The sequence below is a fragment of the Rhodococcus sp. IEGM 1318 genome (genome assembly GCF_033142465.1).
Lineage (GTDB): Bacteria > Actinomycetota > Actinomycetes > Mycobacteriales > Mycobacteriaceae > Rhodococcus_F > Rhodococcus_F qingshengii_B.
The window spans coordinates 238242-260631 of sequence record NZ_JAWLSC010000004.1 but is presented as its reverse complement, the minus strand read 5'-3'; the positions used below and the strand labels follow the sequence as shown (position 1 = coordinate 260631).

General features: G+C 64.1%; 13 protein-coding genes. 5 read left to right on the top strand and 8 right to left on the bottom strand.

Going from position 1 to position 22390, the window contains the following annotated elements; all coding sequences use genetic code 11:
• The first annotated feature begins 29 nt into the window (after window positions 1–29).
• Both pks13 and R4P65_RS12115 read left to right on the top strand, forming a co-directional pair.
• Entirely contained in the window at window positions 30–4982 is a 4953-nt protein-coding gene (pks13, locus tag R4P65_RS12120; protein ID WP_317826659.1) for a polyketide synthase Pks13, read from the top strand.
• A complete protein-coding gene (locus R4P65_RS12115; protein WP_317826658.1) occupies window positions 4979–6520 on the top strand; it encodes an acyl-CoA carboxylase subunit beta in 1542 nt (513 codons plus the stop codon). Before pks13 ends, R4P65_RS12115 begins: the two co-directional genes overlap by 4 nt.
• Before the next feature lie 2 nt (window positions 6521–6522).
• Here R4P65_RS12115 and R4P65_RS12110 read toward each other — a convergent pair whose 3' ends face one another.
• A complete protein-coding gene (locus R4P65_RS12110; RefSeq protein WP_317826656.1) occupies window positions 6523–7428 on the bottom strand; it encodes a LysR family transcriptional regulator in 906 nt (301 codons plus the stop codon).
• Between the two features lie 73 nt (window positions 7429–7501).
• On the opposite strand from R4P65_RS12110, the gene R4P65_RS12105 reads away from it, so the two are divergent.
• Entirely contained in the window at window positions 7502–8452 is a 951-nt protein-coding gene (locus R4P65_RS12105) for a DMT family transporter (RefSeq protein WP_317826655.1), read from the top strand.
• On the opposite strand, the gene R4P65_RS12100 is transcribed toward R4P65_RS12105, so the two are convergent.
• From R4P65_RS12100 to R4P65_RS12090, 3 genes are all read right to left on the bottom strand, one after another.
• Window positions 8449–11751 (bottom strand): arabinosyltransferase domain-containing protein, encoded by a 3303-nt coding sequence (locus R4P65_RS12100; protein ID WP_317826654.1) that lies wholly within the window; start codon window positions 11749–11751, stop codon window positions 8449–8451. The two genes, R4P65_RS12105 and R4P65_RS12100, sit on opposite strands and share 4 nt — an antisense overlap.
• Window positions 11752–11824: 73 nt before the next feature.
• On the bottom strand, window positions 11825–15079 hold the full coding sequence (locus tag R4P65_RS12095; protein ID WP_317826812.1) for an arabinosyltransferase domain-containing protein: 3255 nt from the start codon (window positions 15077–15079) through the stop codon (window positions 11825–11827).
• A gap of 82 nt (window positions 15080–15161) precedes the next feature.
• Window positions 15162–15431: a helix-turn-helix domain-containing protein gene (locus tag R4P65_RS12090; protein WP_003943854.1), complete on the bottom strand. Its 270-nt coding sequence runs from the start codon at window positions 15429–15431 to the stop codon at window positions 15162–15164.
• A 49-nt stretch (window positions 15432–15480) separates the two neighbouring features.
• Here R4P65_RS12090 and map point away from each other — a divergent pair, with 49 nt between their 5' ends.
• The gene (map, locus tag R4P65_RS12085) at window positions 15481–16245 is read left to right on the top strand and encodes a type I methionyl aminopeptidase (RefSeq protein WP_317826653.1); all 765 of its coding nucleotides are present in this window, start codon (window positions 15481–15483) and stop codon (window positions 16243–16245) included.
• 9 nt (window positions 16246–16254) lie between these two features.
• Here map and R4P65_RS12080 read toward each other — a convergent pair whose 3' ends face one another.
• Entirely contained in the window at window positions 16255–18087 is a 1833-nt protein-coding gene (locus R4P65_RS12080; protein WP_317826652.1) for a glycosyl transferase, read from the bottom strand.
• A 333-nt stretch (window positions 18088–18420) separates the two neighbouring features.
• On the opposite strand from R4P65_RS12080, the gene R4P65_RS12075 reads away from it, so the two are divergent.
• A complete protein-coding gene (locus R4P65_RS12075; protein WP_317826651.1) occupies window positions 18421–19092 on the top strand; it encodes an MspA family porin in 672 nt (223 codons plus the stop codon).
• Between the two features lie 21 nt (window positions 19093–19113).
• Here R4P65_RS12075 and R4P65_RS12070 read toward each other — a convergent pair whose 3' ends face one another.
• The 3 genes from R4P65_RS12070 to R4P65_RS12060 all read right to left on the bottom strand — a co-directional run bounded on the left by R4P65_RS12070 (window position 19114) and on the right by R4P65_RS12060 (window position 22381).
• Window positions 19114–19746, bottom strand: a complete 633-nt coding sequence (locus R4P65_RS12070) for a hypothetical protein (protein ID WP_317826650.1) — start codon at window positions 19744–19746, stop codon at window positions 19114–19116.
• A gap of 99 nt (window positions 19747–19845) precedes the next feature.
• Window positions 19846–20454, bottom strand: coding sequence for a TetR family transcriptional regulator (locus tag R4P65_RS12065; protein ID WP_317826649.1), 609 nt, complete (start codon window positions 20452–20454; stop codon window positions 19846–19848).
• Window positions 20455–20527: 73 nt separating this feature from the next.
• Window positions 20528–22381: a galactan 5-O-arabinofuranosyltransferase gene (locus tag R4P65_RS12060; protein ID WP_317826811.1), complete on the bottom strand. Its 1854-nt coding sequence runs from the start codon at window positions 22379–22381 to the stop codon at window positions 20528–20530.
• Between the last annotated feature and the right edge of the window lie 9 nt (window positions 22382–22390).

Sequence of the window (22390 nt, the reverse complement as noted above, 5' to 3'; positions counted from 1 at the left end):
CCCTTCATGATCGGTGGCTTGGTGAGTTGATGGTTGAACAAGATGGTGCGCAGAGCAAAGACGTTGTGAGCGAGATGAGCGTCGCGCAGTTGCGTGAGTGGCTTCGCAACTGGATCGCCGACGCGACCGGTCAGCCGGTGTCGACGATCACGGACGACCGCCCGATGGACGAGTTCGGACTCGCCTCGCGCGACGCAGTTGCGCTGAGCGGCGACATCGAGGATCTGCTCGGCGTCACGCTGACCGCCACGGTTGCCTATCAACACCCCACCATCGCTTCGCTGGCGACTCGGATCATCGAAGGTGAGCCCGAGGCGCCGGAGGAGACCATCGACGCGTCGTACTACGTCTCAGGCGCCGCGACGGACGCTCACGACATCGCCATCGTCGGTCTGTCCACACGATTCCCCGGTGCCGGGCACACGCCTTCGGACATGTGGGAAATGCTGGCGGCCGGACGCGACGGCATCAGCGACCTCCCCGAGGACCGCTGGGCCGAGTTCATGTCCGACCCCGCCATCAAGGCCGCGGTAGAGAACGCCAACACCAAGGGCGGGTACCTCGACGACGTCAAGGGCTTCGACGCCGAGTTCTTCGCGATGTCTCCGCTCGAGGTCGTCAACGTCGATCCGCAGCAGCGCCTCGCACTCGAACTCGCGTGGGAAGCCCTCGAACACGCGCGCATTCCGGCAAGTGGGCTCAAGGGCAAGCAGGTCGGTGTTTTCATCGGCAGTTCCGCCAACGATTACCAGTTGCTCGCTGTCAATGATCCGACGACGGCGCATCCGTACGCACTGACCGGAACGTCGACGGCCATCGTCGCGAACCGGGTCTCGTACTTCTTCGACTTCCGTGGACCGTCCATCGCTCTGGACACCGCGTGCTCGTCTTCGCTGGTTGCCGTTCACGAGGCTGTGCGCTCGCTGCGCAGCGGTGATTCCAACATCGCACTGGCCGGTGGCGTCAACATGCTGCTGGCCCCTCCCGGAACCCTCGGTTTCGATCAGATCGGGATGCTCGCTCCCGACGGCAAACTGCGTGCCTTCTCCGCACAGGCTCAGGGCATCGTTCGCAGTGAGGGTGGTGGACTCGTTGTGCTCAAGCGTCTCGAAGACGCCGAGCGTGACGGCGATTCCATCCTCGCGGTGATCGCCGGATCCGCGATCAATCAGGACGGCCGTTCCAACGGTCTACTCGCACCCAACCCCGATGCCCAGGCCGACGTGTTGCGTTTCGCGTACCGCGACGCCGGCATCGTGCCGACCACCGTGGACTACATCGAGGCACACGGGACGGGTACCGATCTCGGTGATCCCATCGAGGCCGACGCGCTCAGCCGGGTCGTCGGTCGTGGCCGTGACGACGACAAGCCGGCACTGCTCGGCAGCGCGAAGACCAACTTCGGGCACCTGGAAGCAGCTGCTGGCGCCGCCGGCCTGATCAAGGTCGTTCTGGCGATGCAGGAAAACAAGATTCCCGCGACGATCAACTACCTGGGCCCCAACCCGCACATCGACTTCGAGAAGGCGCACCTGCAGGTGACGCCCGAGGCCACCGACTGGCCGCGTTACACCGGCAAGGCCGTCGCCGGTGTTTCCGGTTTCGGTTTCGGCGGAACCAACGCGCACGTCGTGGTCAAGGAATACGTGCCTGCCGACGCTGTAGTCGAGGAACCAGTTGTGGATGCCCCGGTCGTGGATGAACCGGCAGCAGAGGACGAGATCACGGTTGTGCTGGCCGTCTCCGGCGCGCTGCCTTCGCGTCGTCGCCGCGCAGCCGCCGATCTGGCCGACTGGCTCGAGACCGAAGAGGGAAGCAAGACGCCCCTCGCTGACGTCGCCCGCACACTCGCGCGTCGCAACCACGGACGCTCGCGCGCCGCTGTTGTGGCGAAGACGCGGTCCGAGGCCATCAGCTCGTTGCGCGCTGTCGCCGCGGGCAAGCCGGCCCAGGGCGTCTTCTCGGCCGACTCACCGTCGCCCAAGGGCGCGGTGTGGGTGTTCTCGGGCTTCGGCTCGCAGCACCGCAAGATGGCCAAGCAGCTTTACACGGAGAACTCGGCCTTCAAGGCAGCCGTCGACGAGGTCGACGCGCTGATCCAGGACGAGTCAGGCTACTCGATGGTCGAGATGTTCCTCGACGATTCGATCGAGTACAACGTCGAGACCGCACAGGTGGGAATTTTCGCCATCCAGGTCGGTTTGGCTGCGTTGCTGCGCCACCACGGGGCCGAGGCCGAAGCCGTGGTTCCGCACTCGATGGGTGAAGCCGCTGCCGCGTACGTTTCCGGCGGTCTGAACCTGGAAGACGCTGTCCGCGTGATCTGTTCACGTTCACGGCTGATGGGTGAGGCCGAGGGCGCACTTGTCGGTGACGACATCCGTCTGATGGCACTGCTCGAGTACAGCGCATCCGAGATCGAGGCGCTGCTGCCCACCTACCCCAAGCTCGAGGTCTGCGTTTACGCAGCTCCGACGCATACGGTGATCGGTGGACCGCAGCCGGACATCGAGGCGATCGTCGCTGCCGCCGAGGCCGACGGCAAGATGGCGCGTGTCCTGCAGACCAAGGGCGCCAGCCATACTTCGCAGGTAGATCCGTTGCTCGGCGAGCTTGCCGCGGAGTTGGCCGGTATCGAGCCGACCACGTTGAAGCTCGGCGTCTACTCGTCCGTCGACAAGGACACCTTCTACCGTCCCGGTCACGAGCCGATCCACCAAGAGGCGTACTGGGTCAAGGGTCTTCGCCACAGTGTGTACTTCACCAATGCGGTGCGCGGTGCAGTTGCCCACGGCCACACCACTTTTGTCGAGCTTGCACCCAACCCGGTGACGCTGATGTCGGTGGCGGCCACCGCTTTCGATTCGGGTCTGCACGACATGGAACTCATCCAGACGCTAAAGCGTAAGGAAGACGAGTCCGCGGGTGTGATTGCTGCTCTCGCGCAGCTGTACGTGCACGGTCATGCCGTGAACCTCGAGTCCTTACTTCCCGCAGGCGATTTCGCTTCGGTTCCGCGTACTGCGTTCCTGCGTAAGCCGTACTGGCTCGACATTCGTGTCAGTGCCGGTGGTTCGGCTCGCGTTCCCGGTTCGCACGTTGCCCTGCCCGACGGCCGCCACGTGTGGGAGGTCGACGCATCCGCGGTCACCGACCTGGCAGTGCTCGTGAGCGCTGCTGCCGGACAGGTGCTCTCGGATGTCGCTCTCACCGCTGCGGTTCCGCACGGTGAGCTGGCCGGTGCTGCGACGTTGACGACAACTCTCAACCCGCATCCAGGTGGAGCGTCGGTGCAGGTGCACGCTCGTGAAGGCGCTACGTTCCGTCTGCTCTTCGACTCCGTCGTCACGTCCGGTGAGCCGCTGCCCGAGCTGGTCGTCAGCGCGCCGGTCAAGACCAGTGCGCCGATGGAAACCCTGGCCGAGGTCGTCGAAGACGCCGGAGACAAGTGGGATCCGAACGGTTCGCAGAGCCTCGACGACCGCCTCAAGATCGTTGTGGCCGAGTCGATGGGGTACTCGCCGGAAGATCTTCCGGCCGAGGTTCCGCTCATCGAACTGGGTCTCGACTCGCTCATGGCGGTGCGCATCAAGAACCGCGTCGAGTACGAGTTCGACATTCCGCAGCTCCAGCTCCAGGCAGTCAAGGACGCGAGTCTCAACGAGGTCAACAAGTACCTGCGTTACGCGATCGACAATCGCGAAGAGGTTCAGGCGATGGCCGACAAGCAGGCCGCGGAGAAGTTGGCGGCCGATGCTGCTGACGACGAGGACGTTGCTCCCGCCGAGGTGGCGGTGGAACTACCTGCCACTGCTCCCGTTGTACCGGCTGCCGCGCCCGCCAATCCTTCGCGTGTCGGAACTGCGGACGACGCCGGCTCCGACGTTCCGCCGCGAGATGCGGCCGAGCGCTTGACGTTCGCGACGTGGGCCGTCGTCACCGGTAAGTCGGCCAAGGGCATCTTCAACGATCTGCCGATCGTCGGTGACGAGGTCGCCGAGAAGCTTGCTGCTCGGCTTTCCGAGCGTGCGGGCGGCGAGATCACTCTCGACGACGTTCTCGATTCCACCACCATCGAAGAGCTTGCGGACGTCGTTCGCCAGTACCTCGAGGATGACGGCAAGATCGACGGGCTCGTACGTACTCTGCGTGCCCGTCCCGAAGGCTCCACGGCCGTACCGGTATTCGTCTTCCACGCTGCCGGTGGTTCGACGGTGACGTACGAGCCTTTGCTCAAGCGCCTGCCTGCCGGCACGCCGATGTACGGGTTCGAGCGGGTCGAGGGATCGATCGAAACCCGCGCTGCTGCTTACGTTCCGCTGCTTCGTGAGATCCAGGGTGACGGGCCGTACGTGCTGTGTGGCTGGTCGTTCGGCGGCGTGATGTCATATGCGGTCGCGAAGTTGCTGCGTGAGCAGGGCGCCGACGTGCGCGTGGTCGGACTTCTCGACACCGTGATGGCCGGCGAGGTCGTGCCGGACACCGAGGAGGAACGTCGCAAGCGTTGGGAGCGCTACGGCAAGTTTGCCAAGCGCACCTACAACTTGGATGTTCCGCTGCCGCTTGACGTTCTGGCTTCCACCGAGGCCGACGAGGATCAGATCCAAATCTTGATGGACATGATCAAGATGAGCGGCGCCAAGATTCCCGGCGGCATCATCGAGCATCAGCGGACGTCCTGGTTGGACAACCGCGCCATCCAGACTGCCGCGTTCAGCAGTTACGACGGAGACGTCGTGCTCTACATGGCTGACAAGTACCACGACGAGCTGATGACGCTCGAGCCTGCATTCAAGACCCGCAAGGCAGATGGTGGTTGGGGTGACTACGTGAAGAACCTCGAGGTCGTCTACATCGGCGGGGATCACCTGCAGATCGTCGACGAGCCGTACATCGCGAAGGTCGCGGCAGACCTCACCACAAAGCTGGCCCAGATCGAGACAGCCCAGACCAAAGTATCGGAAACCGGAGTTCAGAAGTGACGACAACCACCGCGGAGAAGCTCGCTGAACTCCGCGAAAAGTTGGAGAAGGCAAAGGAACCCGGCTCGGCTCGGGCCATTGCCAAGCGCGATGCAGCAGGGCACAGTACGCCGCGCCAGCGCATCGACATGTTGCTCGATCCCGGTAGCTTCATCGAGATCGGCGCCCTGGTGAAGATGGCGGGCGAGGACAACCCGTACAGCGACGGCGTCATGACCGGTCACGGAACCGTCGACGGGCGTCCGGTTGCCGTGTTCGCGCACGATCAGACTGTGTTCGGCGGTGCCGCCGGAGAGATGTTCGGCCGTAAGGTCGCAGCTGTCAACGATTTCGCGCTGAAGGTTGGTTGCCCGGTCGTCGGTATCAACGATTCCGGTGGAGCTCGCATCCAGGACGCTGTTTCCTCGCTGGCCTGGTACGCCAACATGGGTTCACGTCAGGAGCCCTTGTCGGGCCTGTGCCCGCAGATCTCGGTCATCCTCGGTAAGTGCGCCGGCGGTGCCGTGTACGCACCGATCAACACCGACGTCGTGGTCGCGACCGAAGAGTCGTACATGTTCGTCACCGGGCCCGACGTCATCAAGTCGGTCACCGGCGAAGAGGTCAGCCTCGAGGATCTGGGCGGGGCACGCAAGCAGGCGGAGTACGGAAACATCCATCACGTCGCTCCCGACGAGAAGGCGGCTTTCGACTGGGTGCGTGAGTACCTGAGCTTCATGCCGTCCTCGTGCCAGGAGAAGGCTCCGCTGATCAACCCGGGTCTCGAACCCGAGATCACCGAGTCGGATCTCGAACTCAACGCCTTCATGCCGGATGCCGACAATGCCGGCTACGACATGCACGACATCATTCTGCGGATCTTCGACGACGGCACTTTCCACGAAATCGGAGCCCAGGTCGCGCACAATGTGATCACCGGATTCTCCCGCGTCGACGGCCTGCCCGTCGGTGTAGTGGCCAACCAGCCCACGTACCTCAGTGGCGCCCTCGACGCGGACAGCTCCGACAAGGCCGCCCACTTCGTGCGCCTGTGCGACGCTTTCAACATCCCGCTCGTCTTCGTCGTCGACACACCCGGTTTCCTTCCCGGCGTCGATCAGGAAAAGGTCGGCGTCATCAAGCGCGGCGGGCGTTTCCTGTTCTCGTACATCGAGGCCACTGTGCCGAAGGTGACTGTGGTGGTTCGTAAGGCGTACGGCGGCGGTTATGCCGTCATGGGCTGCAAGCAGCTCGGTGCCGACATCAACCTTGCGTGGCCGACGGCACGTATTGCCGTGATGGGTGCCGAGGGCGCCGTCAACATCATGGGTCGGCGTCAGCTCGCCGAGGCCGGCGAGAACGCACCCGCGGTGCGTGCCCAGCTGATCAACTTCTACAACGAGTTCGTCGCAACGCCGTACATCGCGGCTGAGCGCGGATACATCGACGCGGTGATCGAGCCTTCGCAGACGCGTCTCGAAATCCGCAAGGCTCTGAAGTTGCTCAAGGACAAGACGATCTACAAGAACCCGCGCAAGCACAACTTGCTGCCGCTCTAATTCTATTTGTCACCGAGGGCGTCGAACTGGCGGCGTAGCGCTTCTATCGCCGCCAGGACGGCGGGCCTTTCGCTGTCGGTCCGCCAGGCGAGGTAAATGTCTCGGCCCAGCGGCGGGACCGTGTCGAGCATCCGAACACCTTCCGGTGGTACAACTCTCGCCAGGCGTGGGATCAATGCGACGGCGAGGCCCTGGGCGACGAATTCGACCTGGGTGGGAAACTCGGCGACCTCGTATTCGATTCGTGGGTCGAACCCCTGCGCGCGTAGGGTCCTGACGGTGAAGGTGTGAAAATCCGTTCCTCGTGTCCACGTCGCCCAGGCATGGTCGGACAGTTCGCTGAGCGCGACGACCTTGTTCTCCGCCAGCGGATGTGACGCGGGGAGAGCGAGCAGCGCCACGTCGTCGTACACGGGAGTGAAGGAGAGTCCGTCGGGAAGCTCGACGGGCAGGGTGCTCCAGCTGTCGACCACCACGACGTCGAGGTCGCGGCGGATCAGTGCGGGGAGCAGTTCTTCGGATTCGCCTTCGTTGAAGGTGATTTCGAGCTGGGGGTGCGCGTGCTTGATCTCGGCGATGGCTCGCGGCAGCACCGTCCTGCTGGGGGAGACCAGGGCGCCGATACGCACGCGGCCCGTCACCTCGCTCTGCAGCGACGCGATTTCCGCCTCGGCCTGAGCGAGCGTCGAGAGAACCTCAGCGGTTCGGCGCGCGAGGATCCGGCCGGCTTCGGTGAGTCGTACACCGCGTCCCTGCGGTTCGAGGAGTGGAACACCGACCTCGCGCTCGAGTTTGTTCAACTGCTGCGAAATTCCGGAGGGTGTGACATGCAAGGTGCGGGCGGCTGCCGCCACTGATCCGTTCTCGGCGACAGCGTGCAGGGCGCGGAGTCTCTCGAGGTTCAACACAGTAGTAACACTACTGAGTACACGGTCTGAACATTTGCTTGTGCTGAATAGTTAGCGGCAGGAACATTGTCAGGTGACCACTCTGACCTCCGCGACCACGCACACACCGACCCGTACCCGAACTTCTCAGGGGCGCATCGACCCTCGATTGCTGGTCGTCGGAGGCGCGGCCGCGATCTCGATCAGTTCGATCCTGATCAAATTGGCAGATGTGGGACCCTCGACGGCCGTCTTCTTCCGTTGCTTCCTGGCCTTGCCGCCCCTCGCGTGGTTGGCGTGGCGGGAGTGTCGCCGGGTGGGCAAGCCGAGCCGGCGGGCGGTAGTTCTGCAGGTGCTCGGCGGTCTGCTGCTCGGGCTGGATTTTGCGTTGTGGTCGCAGTCGATTCTCATGATCGGCGCGGGTATGGCGAGCGTCGTCGTGAACGTGCAGGTGGTTGTGGTGCCCGCGCTGTCCTGGTTGGTGTTCGGCAATCGGGTTCCGATGCGCTTCGTGTTCGCCCTACCGTTCATGTTCACGGGAATTGCCTTGGCGGGCGGCGTGTTCGGGGGTGGGGGAACCGGCGACGAGCTGCTGTGGGGAACGGCGCTCTCGCTCGTCTCCGGAATCGCTTACGGCGGCTACATCTTCGTGGTCGGCCGTACGGGCGAGGCGGATCGGGCAGCGAGCCAGGTGTTGATCTCGACGACGTCCGCGGGCATCGCCGGGTCCGTCATCGGATCACTCTGGGGCCGGATCGATTTCGTCCCGGGTTGGGAAGCGTTCGGCTGGCTCGCGGCACTGGCGCTGATCGGCCAGGTGTTCGGCTGGATGCTGATGGGGCACTCGCTCCCTCGGCTTCCCGCGGAGGTGGGCGCGACGCTCCTGCTCATGCAACCGGTACTCGCCGTACTGCTTGCGGTTGTGCTGCTCGGCGAACGGCCCGGTATCGGGCAGCTACTCGGGTGCGTCGTCGTTGTCGGAGCGGTCTCGGCCGTCTCCGTACGTCGCACCCGAGTAGTTCCCCGGGTTGGCAGTGCAGGCTAGTGCACCCGCATCTCGCCGGGCATCCACATGCCCGAGCGGGTTGCGGTCCCCGTCTCCACTTCTGCCGGAACAGCATTCGGGAAGTACCGGTCGTAGCGCTCGAGTGAGCCCCAGTCTCGTGCCCAGTCGTTCTTCAGGTACGTCGGAACCGTCGTCGCACCGGCGATGACCTCGGTGAATCCGAGCGGGCCACCGTTGTCCGCGGACTGCCAGGTGTCGGTGGAGCTGACGGCCAGGGGACGGTCCGGGAGGATACGGAAGTTCGGCATCTCGGCCACACCGTTCTGATGTGTGAACGGACGTTGGCACGGGAACTGAAGGCCGACAGCCCAGTCCAGGAGAACCGGCTGTTCGTTGCCGATGTACGAGTTCAAGGTCTCGAGCTTGGGCACGCGCGGCGGCGTGAATGCCATCCACTGATCGCCCGTGAGGTTGGGATCGAACGCGACCACCCGAACGGCGTCGGCGTCTGGCGCGAGTTCGTCGATGGGGATGCGGACGTTGCGCCACGACGGTGCGGGTCCGATGTCTCGCGGCATGTACGAACCCTGAACCTGTACGGTTCCGTCGGGCTGAGTCTTGCCGTACTCGACCAGCAGCGACTGGCCGTACGTGATGGCACCCGTGTTGTCGACGGACCACACGCGCCCGGCGACAGACATGACCATCAACGGTGATTCCTCACTGCGAGTGGGCAATCCGTACCAACTCGAGATGAGGGAAGCGGGTTCCTGCACGCCGGGCTGGTAGCTGCCCATGACCGGTGTCTTCGAAGGATCGAGACCGAAGGGGAGCTTGGCCGTGCTGCCGTTGACGCCGACGTTGCCGGTGCCACCGCTGGTTCCGGCGCCGGAGCCGGTGGCGAAACTGGGGCCGACACTCTGGTTGTCGGTGTTACCCATGCCCTGCTTGACCTCGATGTAATCCGCAGTCAGATCACTGGGAACCCCATTGGGGGAGAAGCCCTTCGAATCAACTCCGGACAGCGGATCCTCGGCGTTGAACCCGGGTGCGGTCAGTGGCGGCAGATTCCCGGAATTGACGTCGGTCTCCACCAGTACGTCCTCGGCCATGCCGCAGGTCTTGCCCGCGAGTGCCTCGATGTTGCTTCGACCCAGCGAGTACGCCGGGTACTGCGACACTGCGCCCTTGAGTAGGGAGAGCACCTCGAAGAGGACCATCAGACCGGCAATCACGGTGAGTGGAGCAGCTGCGAACTTGCGAATTCGTCTGCCCTTGGCCGTGTTCGGCTTCTCGGGCGGGGCTGCAAATCCCTCACGCAGGTACTGCCACGCGGCAAAAGCCAAGGCGAGAGCAAAGAGTGCGAGGAACAGGGTGTTGGATTCACGGCCGTTGTAGGAGATGGTCTTGTCGAACCACGGCACGCCGTAACTCGAGACGTACCAGTAGCCGTTGATGCCGGCGAACGTCAACGCCAGCATCAGGAGCAGTCCGGCCACGAACACCGATCGGTTACGCCGCGAGCGCAGGGCCGACGCGGACACAGCGACGGCGGTCAGCGCGGCGAGAGAACCGGCGATGCCCGCGTACGCACCGAAGTGGTGAGTCCACTTGGTTGGGTTGAACATCATCAGGAACATCGTGCCGAAGACGACGCCGACAAGGCGCCACGACGGACCGGTTGCGGCGCCGGGGACGCGGCCGCGGCGCAGCAACACGAAGAGCGTCGTGAAGAGGCACAGGATCATCGTCAAGAACGCGAAGCGTCGGGCAACCGAGCCGTCGACCGTCTGGACGAAGAGGTAGTAGTAGCGCAGGAAGTCCTGGTACCAATCGAGATTGGGGCCGATGATCGTTCGGACGCGGGTGGCTTCCATGACGCCGGCGAAGGTCTGATCGGCGAAGATGACCACCAGCACGATGGTTCCGGCGGCGGCGATCGGAGCGAGAAGCGGCAGTGTGCCGACCAGCCGGTGACGCTTGACGACAATGCGCACCAGCGGGCGGACACCGGCGAGAAGGGCAGCGATACACATCAATCCGGTGGGCGCGGCGGCAAGAGTGAAGGCGCCGATCAAGATCGCGGTCGCCGCAGGGAAAAGGCGTCCGGTGGCGATGGCGCGCTCGATGGAGCACCAGGTGAGCAGTGCGCCGAGAGCCACGATGGGCTCGGGGCGAAGACCGTTGTTGTACGCCAGCCAGAAGGACAGGAACACCAGCCCGCCGGTCCAGAGGGCGACGTTGCTCCGGCGAACCGCCCGGCCGAGACGCGGGACGACCTCGCGGCTGATGACCATCCAGCACAGGATTCCGGCGAGCAGAGCGGGCAGACGCATGAACGGACTCGCGGTCGAGATCTTCGCCATCACTGCCAGCACTTCGTAGTACCAACCGAACGGGGCCTCGGGAACGCCGAACCAACGGAAGTAGTTGGCCATGTATCCCGCGTCCGGCGAGACTCGGGCCATGGTGAGGAGATACCCGTCGTCGGCGGTGTTCGCGCCGATGAAGTGCCAGACGACCAGCGTTCCGACCACAACCCCGTCGATACCGGAGAACTTCCACCAGCGTTCGGGAAGGAAGCGTCGGTGCTTGCGGCCGTCGGTGCCGTCGAGGCGGGCCAAGGCGACCAGAGCGACGATGGTCGAGAGGACGGCCACGATCATCGCGACCAGCTTCAATACGCTGGGGCTCGACGAGAAACGTGAGTCGATCGTCATCGAGAAGCCGAGGCCCTCGGGGGCAGCGCCGTCGGGCAGGTCGCTGAAGACACCGACCACCTGAGGGCGGAAGTCACCGTCGAGTTGACCACGAATCGGGTTGCCGTCGGGATAGGTCAGTCCGACGAACTCTGCCGTGGTCCGGTTGACGTCAGAGCTGAAAGCGATGGCGCCGCAGCGACTCGACTCGACGTCCTCGCGCGCCGCCGAAGCGACGACGACGTTGCGATCGAGCACGTCGACGCTGGTCGTGGACACCCGGACGAACATCGATGACAGTGCCGCGCCGTCGCCCTGTGCAGGCGCCGTCGACAGCAAGATGCCGCCGCCCTCGGGCAGTGAGCTGACCGCGGTGCAAGGGATCGACGCGTTGACGTCGATGGGAACCTGCGCCATCAGAGGTGCCTCGACGTCGCCGATCACGCCGTTCTGCGGCCAGTTGACCGTCGCCGTCGTCTGCACGACGGGAAGCAGCGGAGTTGCCAGTGCGAGCACGAAGCCGAGCAAGCCGGCGATGATCGCAACCCATCGAGTGCGATGGAAACGCTCGCGGGCATCCTGACCAGCAGGAGGCGGCGAACTCGAAGTCTGAGGTGAAGCTGTCACGGCGTCGGGCACGGCTACCGATGGTATGTCAGGGCTGAGCGTGGACCTACCGTGCCTGGGTGGTTGGTAGGTCCACGCGTAACAGTTACGACTGGTAACGAATCGGGCCCGGTGTCCAGGTGCCCGAACGGGTCTCGGTGGTGACGTTCATTTGCGCGGGAATCGCGTCCGGATCGAGCGGTGTGTACTGCTCGAGCGAACCCCAGTCTCGATCCCAGTCGTTGTCCAGGTAGGTGGGCAATGCCCTGGCCGAGAGCAGTTCGCTGGTCCAACCGAGCGGTCCGCCGCCGTAGTGGTCCTGCCAGGCGTTGGTGGACTCCGCGCCGATGCGGTCAGGCAGAATGCGCCACTCGGGGATCTCGGCGACGCCGTACAGATGATCGACCGGGCGTTGGCACGGGAAGGCGAGACCGACGGCCCAGTCCATCAGCACCGGATCGGTGGATCCGACGACGTCCTGCAGCGTGCGCATGGTCGGCACTCGCGGCGGTGTCACCGCCAGCCACTGATCTGTACTGATGTCGGTGTCACTGGCCACCAGACGCACGGTGTCGGCGTCGGCGGGCAGTTGATCCATCGGAACGCGCAGGTTGCGCCACGACGGCGACGGGCCGATGTCGATCGGATCGACACGTCCCAGTGCGTCGACGCTTCCGTCGGCCTGCTTCTTGCCGTATTCGACCTGCAAGACCGCGCCGGGGGTGACGATGCCGTCGGAGTTGACGTAGCGGATTCGTCCGGCCGCGGCGACCGTGAGGAGCGGTGCGGCGTCGTTGCGCTCGGGAAGTGAGTACCAACCGGTGGTCAGCGACGCGTTCTGGGGTGCTCCGTAACTGCCGAGCACCGGCGTTTTTGCGGGGTCGAGCCCGAACGGGAGCGCGACATTGCTGCCGTTGACGCCTGAGGTCGACTGCGAGCCGCCAGCCGTTCCGGATCCGGTTCCCGGCGTGGTGGTGCCGGACTGAGAGGTCGTGGTGTCGAGGCTGTTTGCACTGCCCGCCGTCGAATCTTCTGCGTCTGCGGTGAGGTCGCCCGCGACTCCGTCCGGCGAGAACCCGGTTGATTCGCTCGCACCGAACGCACCCGCGCCGGCGAGATCGGTGGGCCGATCCGTCAATTGCAGAACGCCGGCGTTCGGATCGGACTCGACGAGTACCTCGCCGGCGAGACCGCAGCTTCCGCCGAAGACCGATTCGATGTTGGACTTGCCGATCGAATACGCGGGGTACTGCGCGACCGCTCCCTTGAGTAGGGACAGCACCTCGAAGAGCACGACGGCTCCCGCTGCGATGGTCAACGGTGACGGGGCGAGAAGGCGAAGGCGCCTGGTCTTCTTGACGCTGTCTTCTGTGCCGTTTCGCTCGCGCGGCTCCATGACGTGGTACCAGGCTGCCAGCAGCAGCGCGAGGATCGTGAGGCCGAGGAAACCCGTCGAGAATCCCTTGCCGGCGATTGACGGCGGCTTGTCCCACCACGGGACGCCGTAACTCGAGACATACCACCAGCCGTTGGAGCTCGTGAACGCCACGGCGAGGATGAACAGGATGCCCGCGGCGAACAGCGCGCGGTTTCGTTTGGAACGCATGCTCGACGCACTCACGCCGACGGCGGCGAGCACGGCCACCGTAGCGGCCAGACCGGCGTACACACCGAAGTGGTGAGTCCACTTGGTGGGGGTGAACTGCATCAGGAGCAGCGACGCGAACACGATGCCAAGGATTCGGCGCGAGGGCCCGATCGCGGTACCGGGGATCCGGCCCTTGCGCAGGATCATCATGACGCAGAAGACGAGTCCGACGATCATGACGAACATGCCGAAGCGGCGTGCGAGTGAGCCGTCGGGGGAGATGGTCATCAGTGCATCCCAACGTAACCGTTCCTCGAACCACGGAACGTTCGGCCCGACGGCCGTTCGCACCCTGGTCGATTCGAGAACTGTCGCGAGGGTTTGATCTGCGAAGACCGCTACAAGTACCACGGTTCCGGCCGCGAGGATCGGCATGACCTGAGACAGGAAGCCGACGCGTTTGCCACGGGCGATCAGGATCTGCAGGATCGGCCGGGCGCCGGCGATCAACGCGCCGATCGCGATCAGACCCGAAGGCCCGGCGGCCAACGAGAATGCGGCGATCAGCACGGCCATCGCGGCGGGCAACAGACGTCCGGTGGCGATGGCTCGTTCGATGGAGCACCAGGTGAGCAGAGCGCCGAGGGCGATGATGGGCTCGGGACGCAAGCCGTTGTTGTACGGCAACCAGAAGGCAAGGAACACGAGCCCGCCCGTCCAGATGGCAACCTTGTTGCGGCGCACCGCAACACCGAGTCGCGGTATCACCTCACGGCTGATGACCATCCAGCACAGGATTCCGGCGATCAACGCGGGCAGGCGCATCCACATGCTCGCGGTGCTGACCTTCGCGAACAGCGCCAGCACGTCGTAGTACCAACCGAACGGTGCTTCGGGGACTCCGAACCAGCGGAAGTAATTGGCCATGTACCCGGAGTGCTCCGAGACTCGGGCCATGCCGAGCAGATAACCGTCGTCGGAAGTGTTGGCGCCGAACACATGCCAGAGCGCCAGCGTGCCGATCACCAGGGCGTCGATGCCGGTGAACTTCCACCACCGTGCCGGAAGGAACCGCCGGGCACGACGGCCGTCGACGCCGTCGATCCGGTGCAGTGCGTACAGCGAGACGATGGTCGAGAGTGCCGCGACGATCATCGCGAACAGTTTGAGAGGTGTGGGGCTGGACGAGAACCGCGAGTCGACGTCCATGTGGGCGGACAGTCCGGCGGGCGCTGCGCCCTGCAGGTCGGTGAAGATGCCGACAACCTGTGGGCGGTAGTCACCGGTCAGTGTGGTGCCGACGCCGTCGACTCCGGTGACCGCCGCGACGGTCTGCTCGGAGTTGGTCGTGATGGTGATCGCCGTGCACCCGCTCAGTTGATCGAGCGGAGCCGAGATCAGCACCGAATCGCGGGTGAGTGCTTCGATTCGGTCGGCAGTGGTGCGGACGGTGAGGCCGCGGGCGTTTCGGTCCGGCGCACCGTTCGGCATGGTCGAGAGCAGTGTGCCGCCGCGCTCGCCCAATTGGTCCAGGGTCGAACAGGGGATGCTGATGTCCAGCGATGTGGGCGAGTAGGAGATCAGCGGCGACGAGACGCTGTTGACGGTCCCACCCTGCGGCCAGTCGATGCTCGCGGCTTCCTGCTTGACGGGCAGGAAGGGCGTCGCGAGTGCAAGTAGCAAGCCCAGAAGGCCGGTGACTATCGCGATGAGTCGTGCCGTCCGGACTCTCTGGGAATCCGATTCTCGGGGAGCGTCGGGGCCAGTGGGCACGGGTTTCGGGGGCACTACTACTTCAGACGGCACAAGGAACGATGTTAGGCGAGTGCGGGCCCGCACATCCTGAGAGAACTACTCAGGATGCAACTTCCTGTTCGGATTGTGGTGTTTCAAGTGTTCGGGCGATGGTGTCGAGTGAAATACCCAACACTTCCGCGACCGCGCTGATGGTGAAGAAGGCGGGTGTCGCGATGCGGCCGGTTTCGATCTTGCGCAGAGTTTCGACGGAGATCCCGGCGTCGAGCGCTACTTGAACCATGCTTCGGTCCCCCCGCGCAGACCGCAGGAGTTCACCCAGTCGTAGTCCTCGTTCGAGTTCTTCCGCCGTCAGCGGCACGCGCACCATGTGCTTATAGTAATACCGGTATAGTTATTCGACAAGGAAGGTGTTCGAGATGGTCGAAATCAAGACCGCAGGCGAAATCGAGGCGATGGCGGCGGCGGGGAGAATCACGGCGCAGGCTCTGACTGCGGCGCGTGAGGCGGCGAGCGCCGGAGTTACGTTGCTCGAATTGGACGCCGTTGCCGCGGAGGTCATTTCGGCTGCCGGCGCCTCGGCGCTGTTCTTGAATTACCGGCCGGCGACGGCGCCGATACCCTTTCCCGGTGTCGCCTGCATCAGCGTGAACGATGCTGTGGTGCACGGCATCCCGAATGGTTACCGACTCCGTGACGGTGACCTGGTCAGCATCGACTGCGGTGCGAGACTCGACGGCTGGTGCGGTGACTCTGCCATCAGCTTCACTGTCGGGCAGGGGAGCAGTGGGGATCAGGCACTGATCGACGCGACCGATCAGGCACTTGCCCGCGGCATCGCCGCCGCCCAGCCCGGAAACCGATTGGGCGACATCGGTGCCGCGATCGGACAGTACGCGCGCGGCCTCGGATACGGCATGCTCGCCGATCACGGTGGTCACGGCATCGGCCGTGAGATGCACGAAGGGCCGGACGTGCCCAACGAAGGTCGAGCAGGCAAAGGCTTCCGGCTGCGTCCCGGCCTGGTCATCGCCATCGAACCGATGCTCATCGCCGACGGAACCGACGACTACCAGCACGACGCCGACGGGTGGACCCTTCGTACCGTTTCGGGCGCCAGGGCTGCGCACAGTGAGCACACGGTCGCGATCACCGAAGACGGTCCGGTGATCATGACCCGCTGATCAACCCGTTCAACCCTGGTTCGAGGTTTTGCCGCTCACGAGGTCTCGTACGTCCCATACCCACACGTCGTCGACGCGCTTGGCATCGAAGCCGACCAGTTCGTCGACCGTGTGGCGCAGGGCGTCGTCGCCGGAGAATCGGGGAAGCACCAGTACGTCGGCGTGCCAGTACCGCAGGTCGGTCAGTGCGTTGGCTCTGGTGCCCACGTCGATCAACGGGACCTTGCCGGTTTGTTTGGCATTGACCAGCAGGGTCGAGGTGGGCCGGGACTCGGCGCCGTAGATTCCGGCGCGGGTCTTCGAATCCGGACCGACGAAATATCCGCCGGCAATCGGGAACCCGAAGTCTGCGTCGACCTGCCAGCTCAGTGCGCGGGCGTCTTCCGCGCTCGCGACGGGGACCGTCACCAGGGTGCCGTCGCTGACGTAGTTCTCCCACGAGCCGCTGGTGATGAATTCGGGCGTCGCAGATCGTTGATCGGCGTCGATGGGCGTCGGGATGAGAGGAATCATCGCGACGGCGAGTGTCACCAGCCAGACACCGGCAGCAGTGCGGCGCGGTCCACGAAGTTCGACAAAAGCGCGGTAGGTGCCGAGGGTGAGCAGCAGTCCGATCGCGGGAATCGCGCCCATGGCGAATCGGGATTCGAGCACCGATTCGAACAACGGTAGGTCGGCGAGAAGTTTCCACGGCAGCGTGATGCCGGTCCTGTCGCCGTCGATGATCAGTTCGGAACCGAGCGAGAGCACACCCATGACCACGATCACGGCAGCGGCAGCGCGGGTCAGGCGGATGCGCCACAACCACACCGTGGCACCGAGGAGCAGGATCACCAGCGGCCAGCCGAAGTACGCGTTCTCCTCGGTCGGGTTCATCCGGAACTCGGCGCCCTCGGGGTCGCCCGCAACCGATTCGGTCGGGAACGTGGTGAGGGCAGCGGTGTCGTTGCCGGCCTGACCGTGTGAGACGCCGTCGTAGCTCGCTGGGCCGAAGAACTGCGACCACAGCGGCACGGCGGTGATCAGGAGTGTGACTGCGCCGCCGATCACGAGACCGGGCATCGCGCGCTTGATCGCCTGGCGTGACTTGGCCAGGTCGGGCAGGGCGTATGCGGCGCCGAACACCATGGCCGACATCGTGAAGATGAGGAGCGGCTCTTCGCCGAGGAAGATCTGCCACGCGACGAGGAGGCCGAGGACGATTCCATCGCGAACTGGGCGCTTGCCGTTCGAGATGCGCACTACCTGCAAGAAGATGAACGGAAGGACGAAGAACGCGACGAAGTTCGGATGGCCGTTGGCGTGCGAGATCATGGCCGGGGCAAATCCGCAGAACCCCGCGCCGACGGCGGCGGCAACCTTGGAGCGGACCGAAACGCCGGTCAGTACGTGCCTCGACAAGGCCCAGTACCAAGCGATGGCGGTGCCGCCGAGCCCGGCGGTCAGCCCGATTGCATACGTGGCCGTCGGTCCGAAGATAAGCGTGATCGGGGCCAGCGGAATGCTGATGCCGAACATCGCGGTATTGGCCATCAGGTTCACGCCGAGCGGGTAATTCTGCAGGTCACTGAACAGCGGGCTGCGGAACTGGGCGAGGGCATGGGCGGTATCGGCGAAGAACCATTCCCACATCGCCTGGTCGCGGCCCGCATTGAACAGATAGCCGGACTGCAGATCGCTCCACAGGTTCGACATCACGTAGATCGCCGCGACGGTGAACGTCGCCATGATCGCGAGATCGACCAGACGCCCGCGCTGGACGACCGAGCGCCTGACTGCTGAACGGACTCGCCCCGGACGTGCTTCTTCGAGCAGTTGGACGTCGGGCAAGGTCTCGGTCATGCAGTCGGTGCCTTTCGGTTCTGGCGCCCATCCCTGAAGTGGCGATCTCAGAAGTTCGGGGTGGCCTCTTTAGGTCTCGATTCGATAACTTCCACTGTCAGAGTAACGAACAAAACGGTTCGCGTCCGCGAGCGGGCGCAGTCATCGGGACAAACCGGTCCACCCGACTTGTCCGGAAAGTAATGTTTCTTGCACCGTTTGACAGGTTCGTGACCGGGGTATCGCAACAAGGATCTTGCTCGCGTTTGTTCAGGCAGCCCCGACGAATCCCATCCTCGACGAAGAGTTGGAACCTACGTCCGGGGCCTATACCGGATGGGATGGTGCTTGTGCATGTCGAAGACAGCAGTTCGTAGTAGCGCAGTGGGGGCAGTGGCCTTGTTAGCCGTTGTCTTGGGGGGTGGGACGGCGTCGGCGGGCGTCGACAACACCAGTTCGATAACCGACGTCAAAGGAAATCGGATAGAAGTCTTTCAAGCGGACACCGCTATCCATGTCTTTCCCCCGCTCGACAGCTCACCGCTGAGTGTCGAGTTCTTTCACGACGGGGTTGCCGGCGTGAAGATAGACGGGCCGGATGCAGCAAGTTTCACCGGAACGAAGCTGACGATCGGCTATCAGATCGGTTACCCGATCGCGTTGACCGGCGCCACGGTCGTTCTCAACAGTCCCGGTCTCGACTGGGCTGTCGAGAGTGGAACCAACCTCGGTATCGGCTTGGTTCCGGACTTCGAACTGGGACTGGATATTTCGAACGGGTTCGCCATCGGCGGTGACATCATTCCGTCCCAGGAACTCGATGTCGATCTGGCGCCGGGTGGTATCACCGACGTCGCGCTGCTCGAGGATCAGGAATTCGACGGTCCCGAAGCGGCCGTTCGACTTTCCGGAGTTCACGGATACGTACAGGGAGCAATCGGTCCGGTGACTATCAGGCCGTACGCGAAGGCCGTTACTTCGAATGGCGATACTGTCGTCACTTACGGTGTACCTCAGAGGCTTTAGCGGAAGCGGGTGCCCCCACCGTCACGCTGCAACAGCGTGACGGTGGGGGTTTTCCGCGTTGTGTGTGGTCGCTTCGGTGCTGCGAATAGGCGATGCGTCTGCCCAATGGGCACTGCGGGAAACACTGACGAGTTTCGCGACCAGTCGCGCCGCGATCCACACGAGGTACACGGCGGTGATCAGAAGCAGAAGTGCCCAGTCGTGCGCGAAGAATCCGACTATCCCGCCGACCGTGAACGCGAGGGCGACAAAGACGACGCGTCCGCCCATATCGGTCTCGACCAGGTACTCAGGCTCGATCGGATCGTCGGGTTCGCTCGATTCATCGACGTCCTCGGATGATTCGGCCTTGGACTTCTCGTGGTGTTCGGTCGGGATCTCGAGTAGCTCACCCCATTCGAGTACCGCAACGGTGTGCGCGGTGTCGGTCGGGATCGTGCGGTAGTCGCGAGACTCGGAAACGTCGATGAGAGCCCTTGCCAGAGTGAGGACTTCGATGCGGTTGCGAATCGCGACGCTCAGCACTTCGTGAAAGGCCCGCTCGCGCCCGAACGGTTTGCCGCGTGCAATGACCAGAACATGCTCTGCGGAATCGAGAACTGCACGATGCGGTACTAGCTCGCGGCTTTGCGCAACAAGTTCGCTCACTGTCATCACCTACCCCGCCGGTGGTTGATGCGGCCGTTTGCTCGACTGCGCTTGGAGGGGCTGAGTACCCCGGCAGTTTCGGAAACAAACTCGCCGAGTGGCGTGTCAGATTTGCGCAGCCGGGGCCGAGAGTGCTCCGAGGCAACTTTCGATCAGGTCGGCGGCGATCACGTGAGCCCGATCTCGGCTGTCGACGCGACCCTCCCACGTGGCAAACGTGACGACGGTGAGCACGGTCAGAGTTCCCGCTCGAAGTTCGGCGATGTCTTTCGGCAATGGCGAAGCGGCGATGATCCGCCGCTGAACTTCGCGGAAGCTCTCGGCCTGCATGTGATCGCGGATGGTCGACGACATGGCCGGGTCGAAGATCGACTGCACCAGGAACCGTGCGTACAACGTGCCCTCGCGGTAGATGGTCTGTTCTGCCAACGGCAGGACAAGAGCCTCGACGAGGACACGCATCGTCGGCGGATTCGGATCGAGATCGATCATGTCGAGAAACTCACGCCGACGCTCAGCGGCAGGGCGCATTCTGGACTCGACAACTGCCGCCAGCAAACCCTCACGTGAACCGAAGTGATACTGCGCGGCCGACTTGTTGGCCTGCCCGGCTTCGGTCTGAACGTCACGAAGCGTCAGAGCGGCCAGGCCACGTTCGGCAACCAGACGCTCGGCCGCATCGATCATTGCCGCTCGGGCATCGGTTCGGGTCACGGTATGAAGTTAGGGGTGCGTCGGGGTCGCGTCAACGACCCCGACGGTAAGCCTTTTGTGACGTATCTCCTGGTTAGTTCGCGTCAGAGCGGGTAGCGACCACAAACGGACCCTGCTCTGTGACGGTGAAACGAGGATCGTCGAACAGTTCCTTGGGGAACGTGACCGTGTAGCGGCGGACGTTCGGGTCGTTGGGATAGACGTCCTCGGCCAACCGCAGTGTGTACCCGTCGGCGCCCTGGCGGAAGACGAAGGCGTCGGGGCTGCGCCACGGCGCCGAGTCCAGCGCAGCTATCAGTTCGTCAGCGGTCTTCAGTTCCGACCACTGCTCGATCAGCGCGGCGCGCGCACGGAAATCGGCGAGGGGGTTTGCGTAGTGCGACGTCAGCCCTTGGAAACCGAAGTACGGGTAGAAACTCAGGAAGCCGATGTCGGCGGTGAGCACCACCGTGTCATGGGGTTCGCGTCCCAACTGCTCGCGGATGATCCGGTCGATGTCGGCGTAATTGGCTTCGGCACCCGGGGGTCGCTTGTCACCGCGCTCACCGTTGCCGTCGGTATCGCTGTATGCCACAGCGATATCCGGCGCCAGCACCTGCGGGATGTTCTGCGCAAAAGCGATGGCTCCGATGACGCCGAGTGCAACTAGTACCGCTTTGACTCGGGGATTCTCGCTGGTGGCCAGCACGATCCAGCCCGCGAACTCGAAGAAACCGAACACACCGGCGGCGGCAAGGAGTCCGATCAGAACCGGCTCCAGTCGGAAACCGAGGAGCGTACTGCCGGCAACGGTGAACGTCATGGACAGCAGTGCCCACAGGTACACGGCGATGACGCCGATACCGAGTGCTCGGGCGCGGCGGGAGAACAGGAACCGCGAAATCAGCCAGACCGTGCCGAGCAGGCACAAGCCGCCGACGAGCGAGAAACTCAGCATCGGGAAGGGCAGCACCGCGCCGGAGTCGGGGAGATAGTGCATTGCGGTGCCGGACTCTGCGGTGGCACCGGAGAGTGCCTTCAGCAGGTACGGGGTCCAGACGGTCAGAGCGACCAGACCCGAGATGATTGCAATTGCTGCAAGTCGAATGAGGGGTCCCAGTGCGGCTTTCCACGTGTTCTGAGCGCGGGCGGCAAGTACTGCGGCAACGACTGCCATCAGAGTCACTGCGAACGCGGCGAATCCGAGATACAACGTGTAGACGGTTGCGGCGAAACCGAGGAACAGGCCCGTCCCGAGAATCGCGCCGGCTCCGGCAAATCGAGAAGCACCCGGACGATCGAGCGCACCCCACGCCAGGATCATCACCGGCGGAATCAGGAGGTTGATGACGGCGCCGTATGCCTCGGGGGAGTTGTACGCCAACACGACGGCAGTGACGGCCAATGCTGCGACGACGGCCCAATCGCGTCGAATCAGCTTGGTCCACAACACGAGTGCAACGACGGCGACAACCGCCAGGGAGCCGATCGCGTAGGGCTTGAAGGCTTCCCAACCGTCCATGCCCAGTAGGTTCGCGACGCGTCCACCGACCCAGAACCAACCGGCCGGGTAGAACGGCGGCAGATCCACGTACGTCATGTCCTGCAGCGCAGCCGAATCCGTCAACCGGGTCAGGTACTCGGTACGGAACTGCTGATCGACCGAGACGCCGTGCAGATACAGGCTCGTCGCGGCCAGGGGAAGTCCGAGCGTCGTGGTGACGAAGCCGGAGAGCCCGGCCCACGAGAGGAGTTTTGCGACCCGCTCGGCCTTGTGGGCACGGAACATCAGAACCGCAACACCGACCACTGCGATGCAGAGCACCTGCAGCACCGTCGTGACTGCCTGCGTGACGTTGGAAGAGGTGAACGCCGGCCACTGGACTCGGCCGAAAGCAAAGAGCCCGACAGCGGCTACAACAGCGGCGACCAGCGCTCCGAGCGCCATTTCCACCGC

Bases quoted from the DNA above. Each gene is read 5' to 3' on its own strand.
- pks13 (WP_317826659.1), top strand. From the start codon at position 30: ATGGTTGAACAAGATGGTGCGCAGAGCAAAGACGTTGTGAGCGAGATG.
- R4P65_RS12090 (WP_003943854.1), bottom strand. From the start codon at position 15,431: ATGGTGCGCGTGCCGCTGACGGCGGAAGAACTCGAACGAGGACTACGA.
- map (WP_317826653.1), top strand. From the start codon at position 15,481: ATGGTCGAAATCAAGACCGCAGGCGAAATCGAGGCGATGGCGGCGGCG.
- R4P65_RS12080 (WP_317826652.1), bottom strand. From the start codon at position 18,087: ATGACCGAGACCTTGCCCGACGTCCAACTGCTCGAAGAAGCACGTCCG.
- R4P65_RS12075 (WP_317826651.1), top strand. From the start codon at position 18,421: ATGTCGAAGACAGCAGTTCGTAGTAGCGCAGTGGGGGCAGTGGCCTTG.
- R4P65_RS12070 (WP_317826650.1), bottom strand. From the start codon at position 19,746: ATGACAGTGAGCGAACTTGTTGCGCAAAGCCGCGAGCTAGTACCGCAT.
- R4P65_RS12060 (WP_317826811.1), bottom strand. From the start codon at position 22,381: ATGGCGCTCGGAGCGCTGGTCGCCGCTGTTGTAGCCGCTGTCGGGCTC.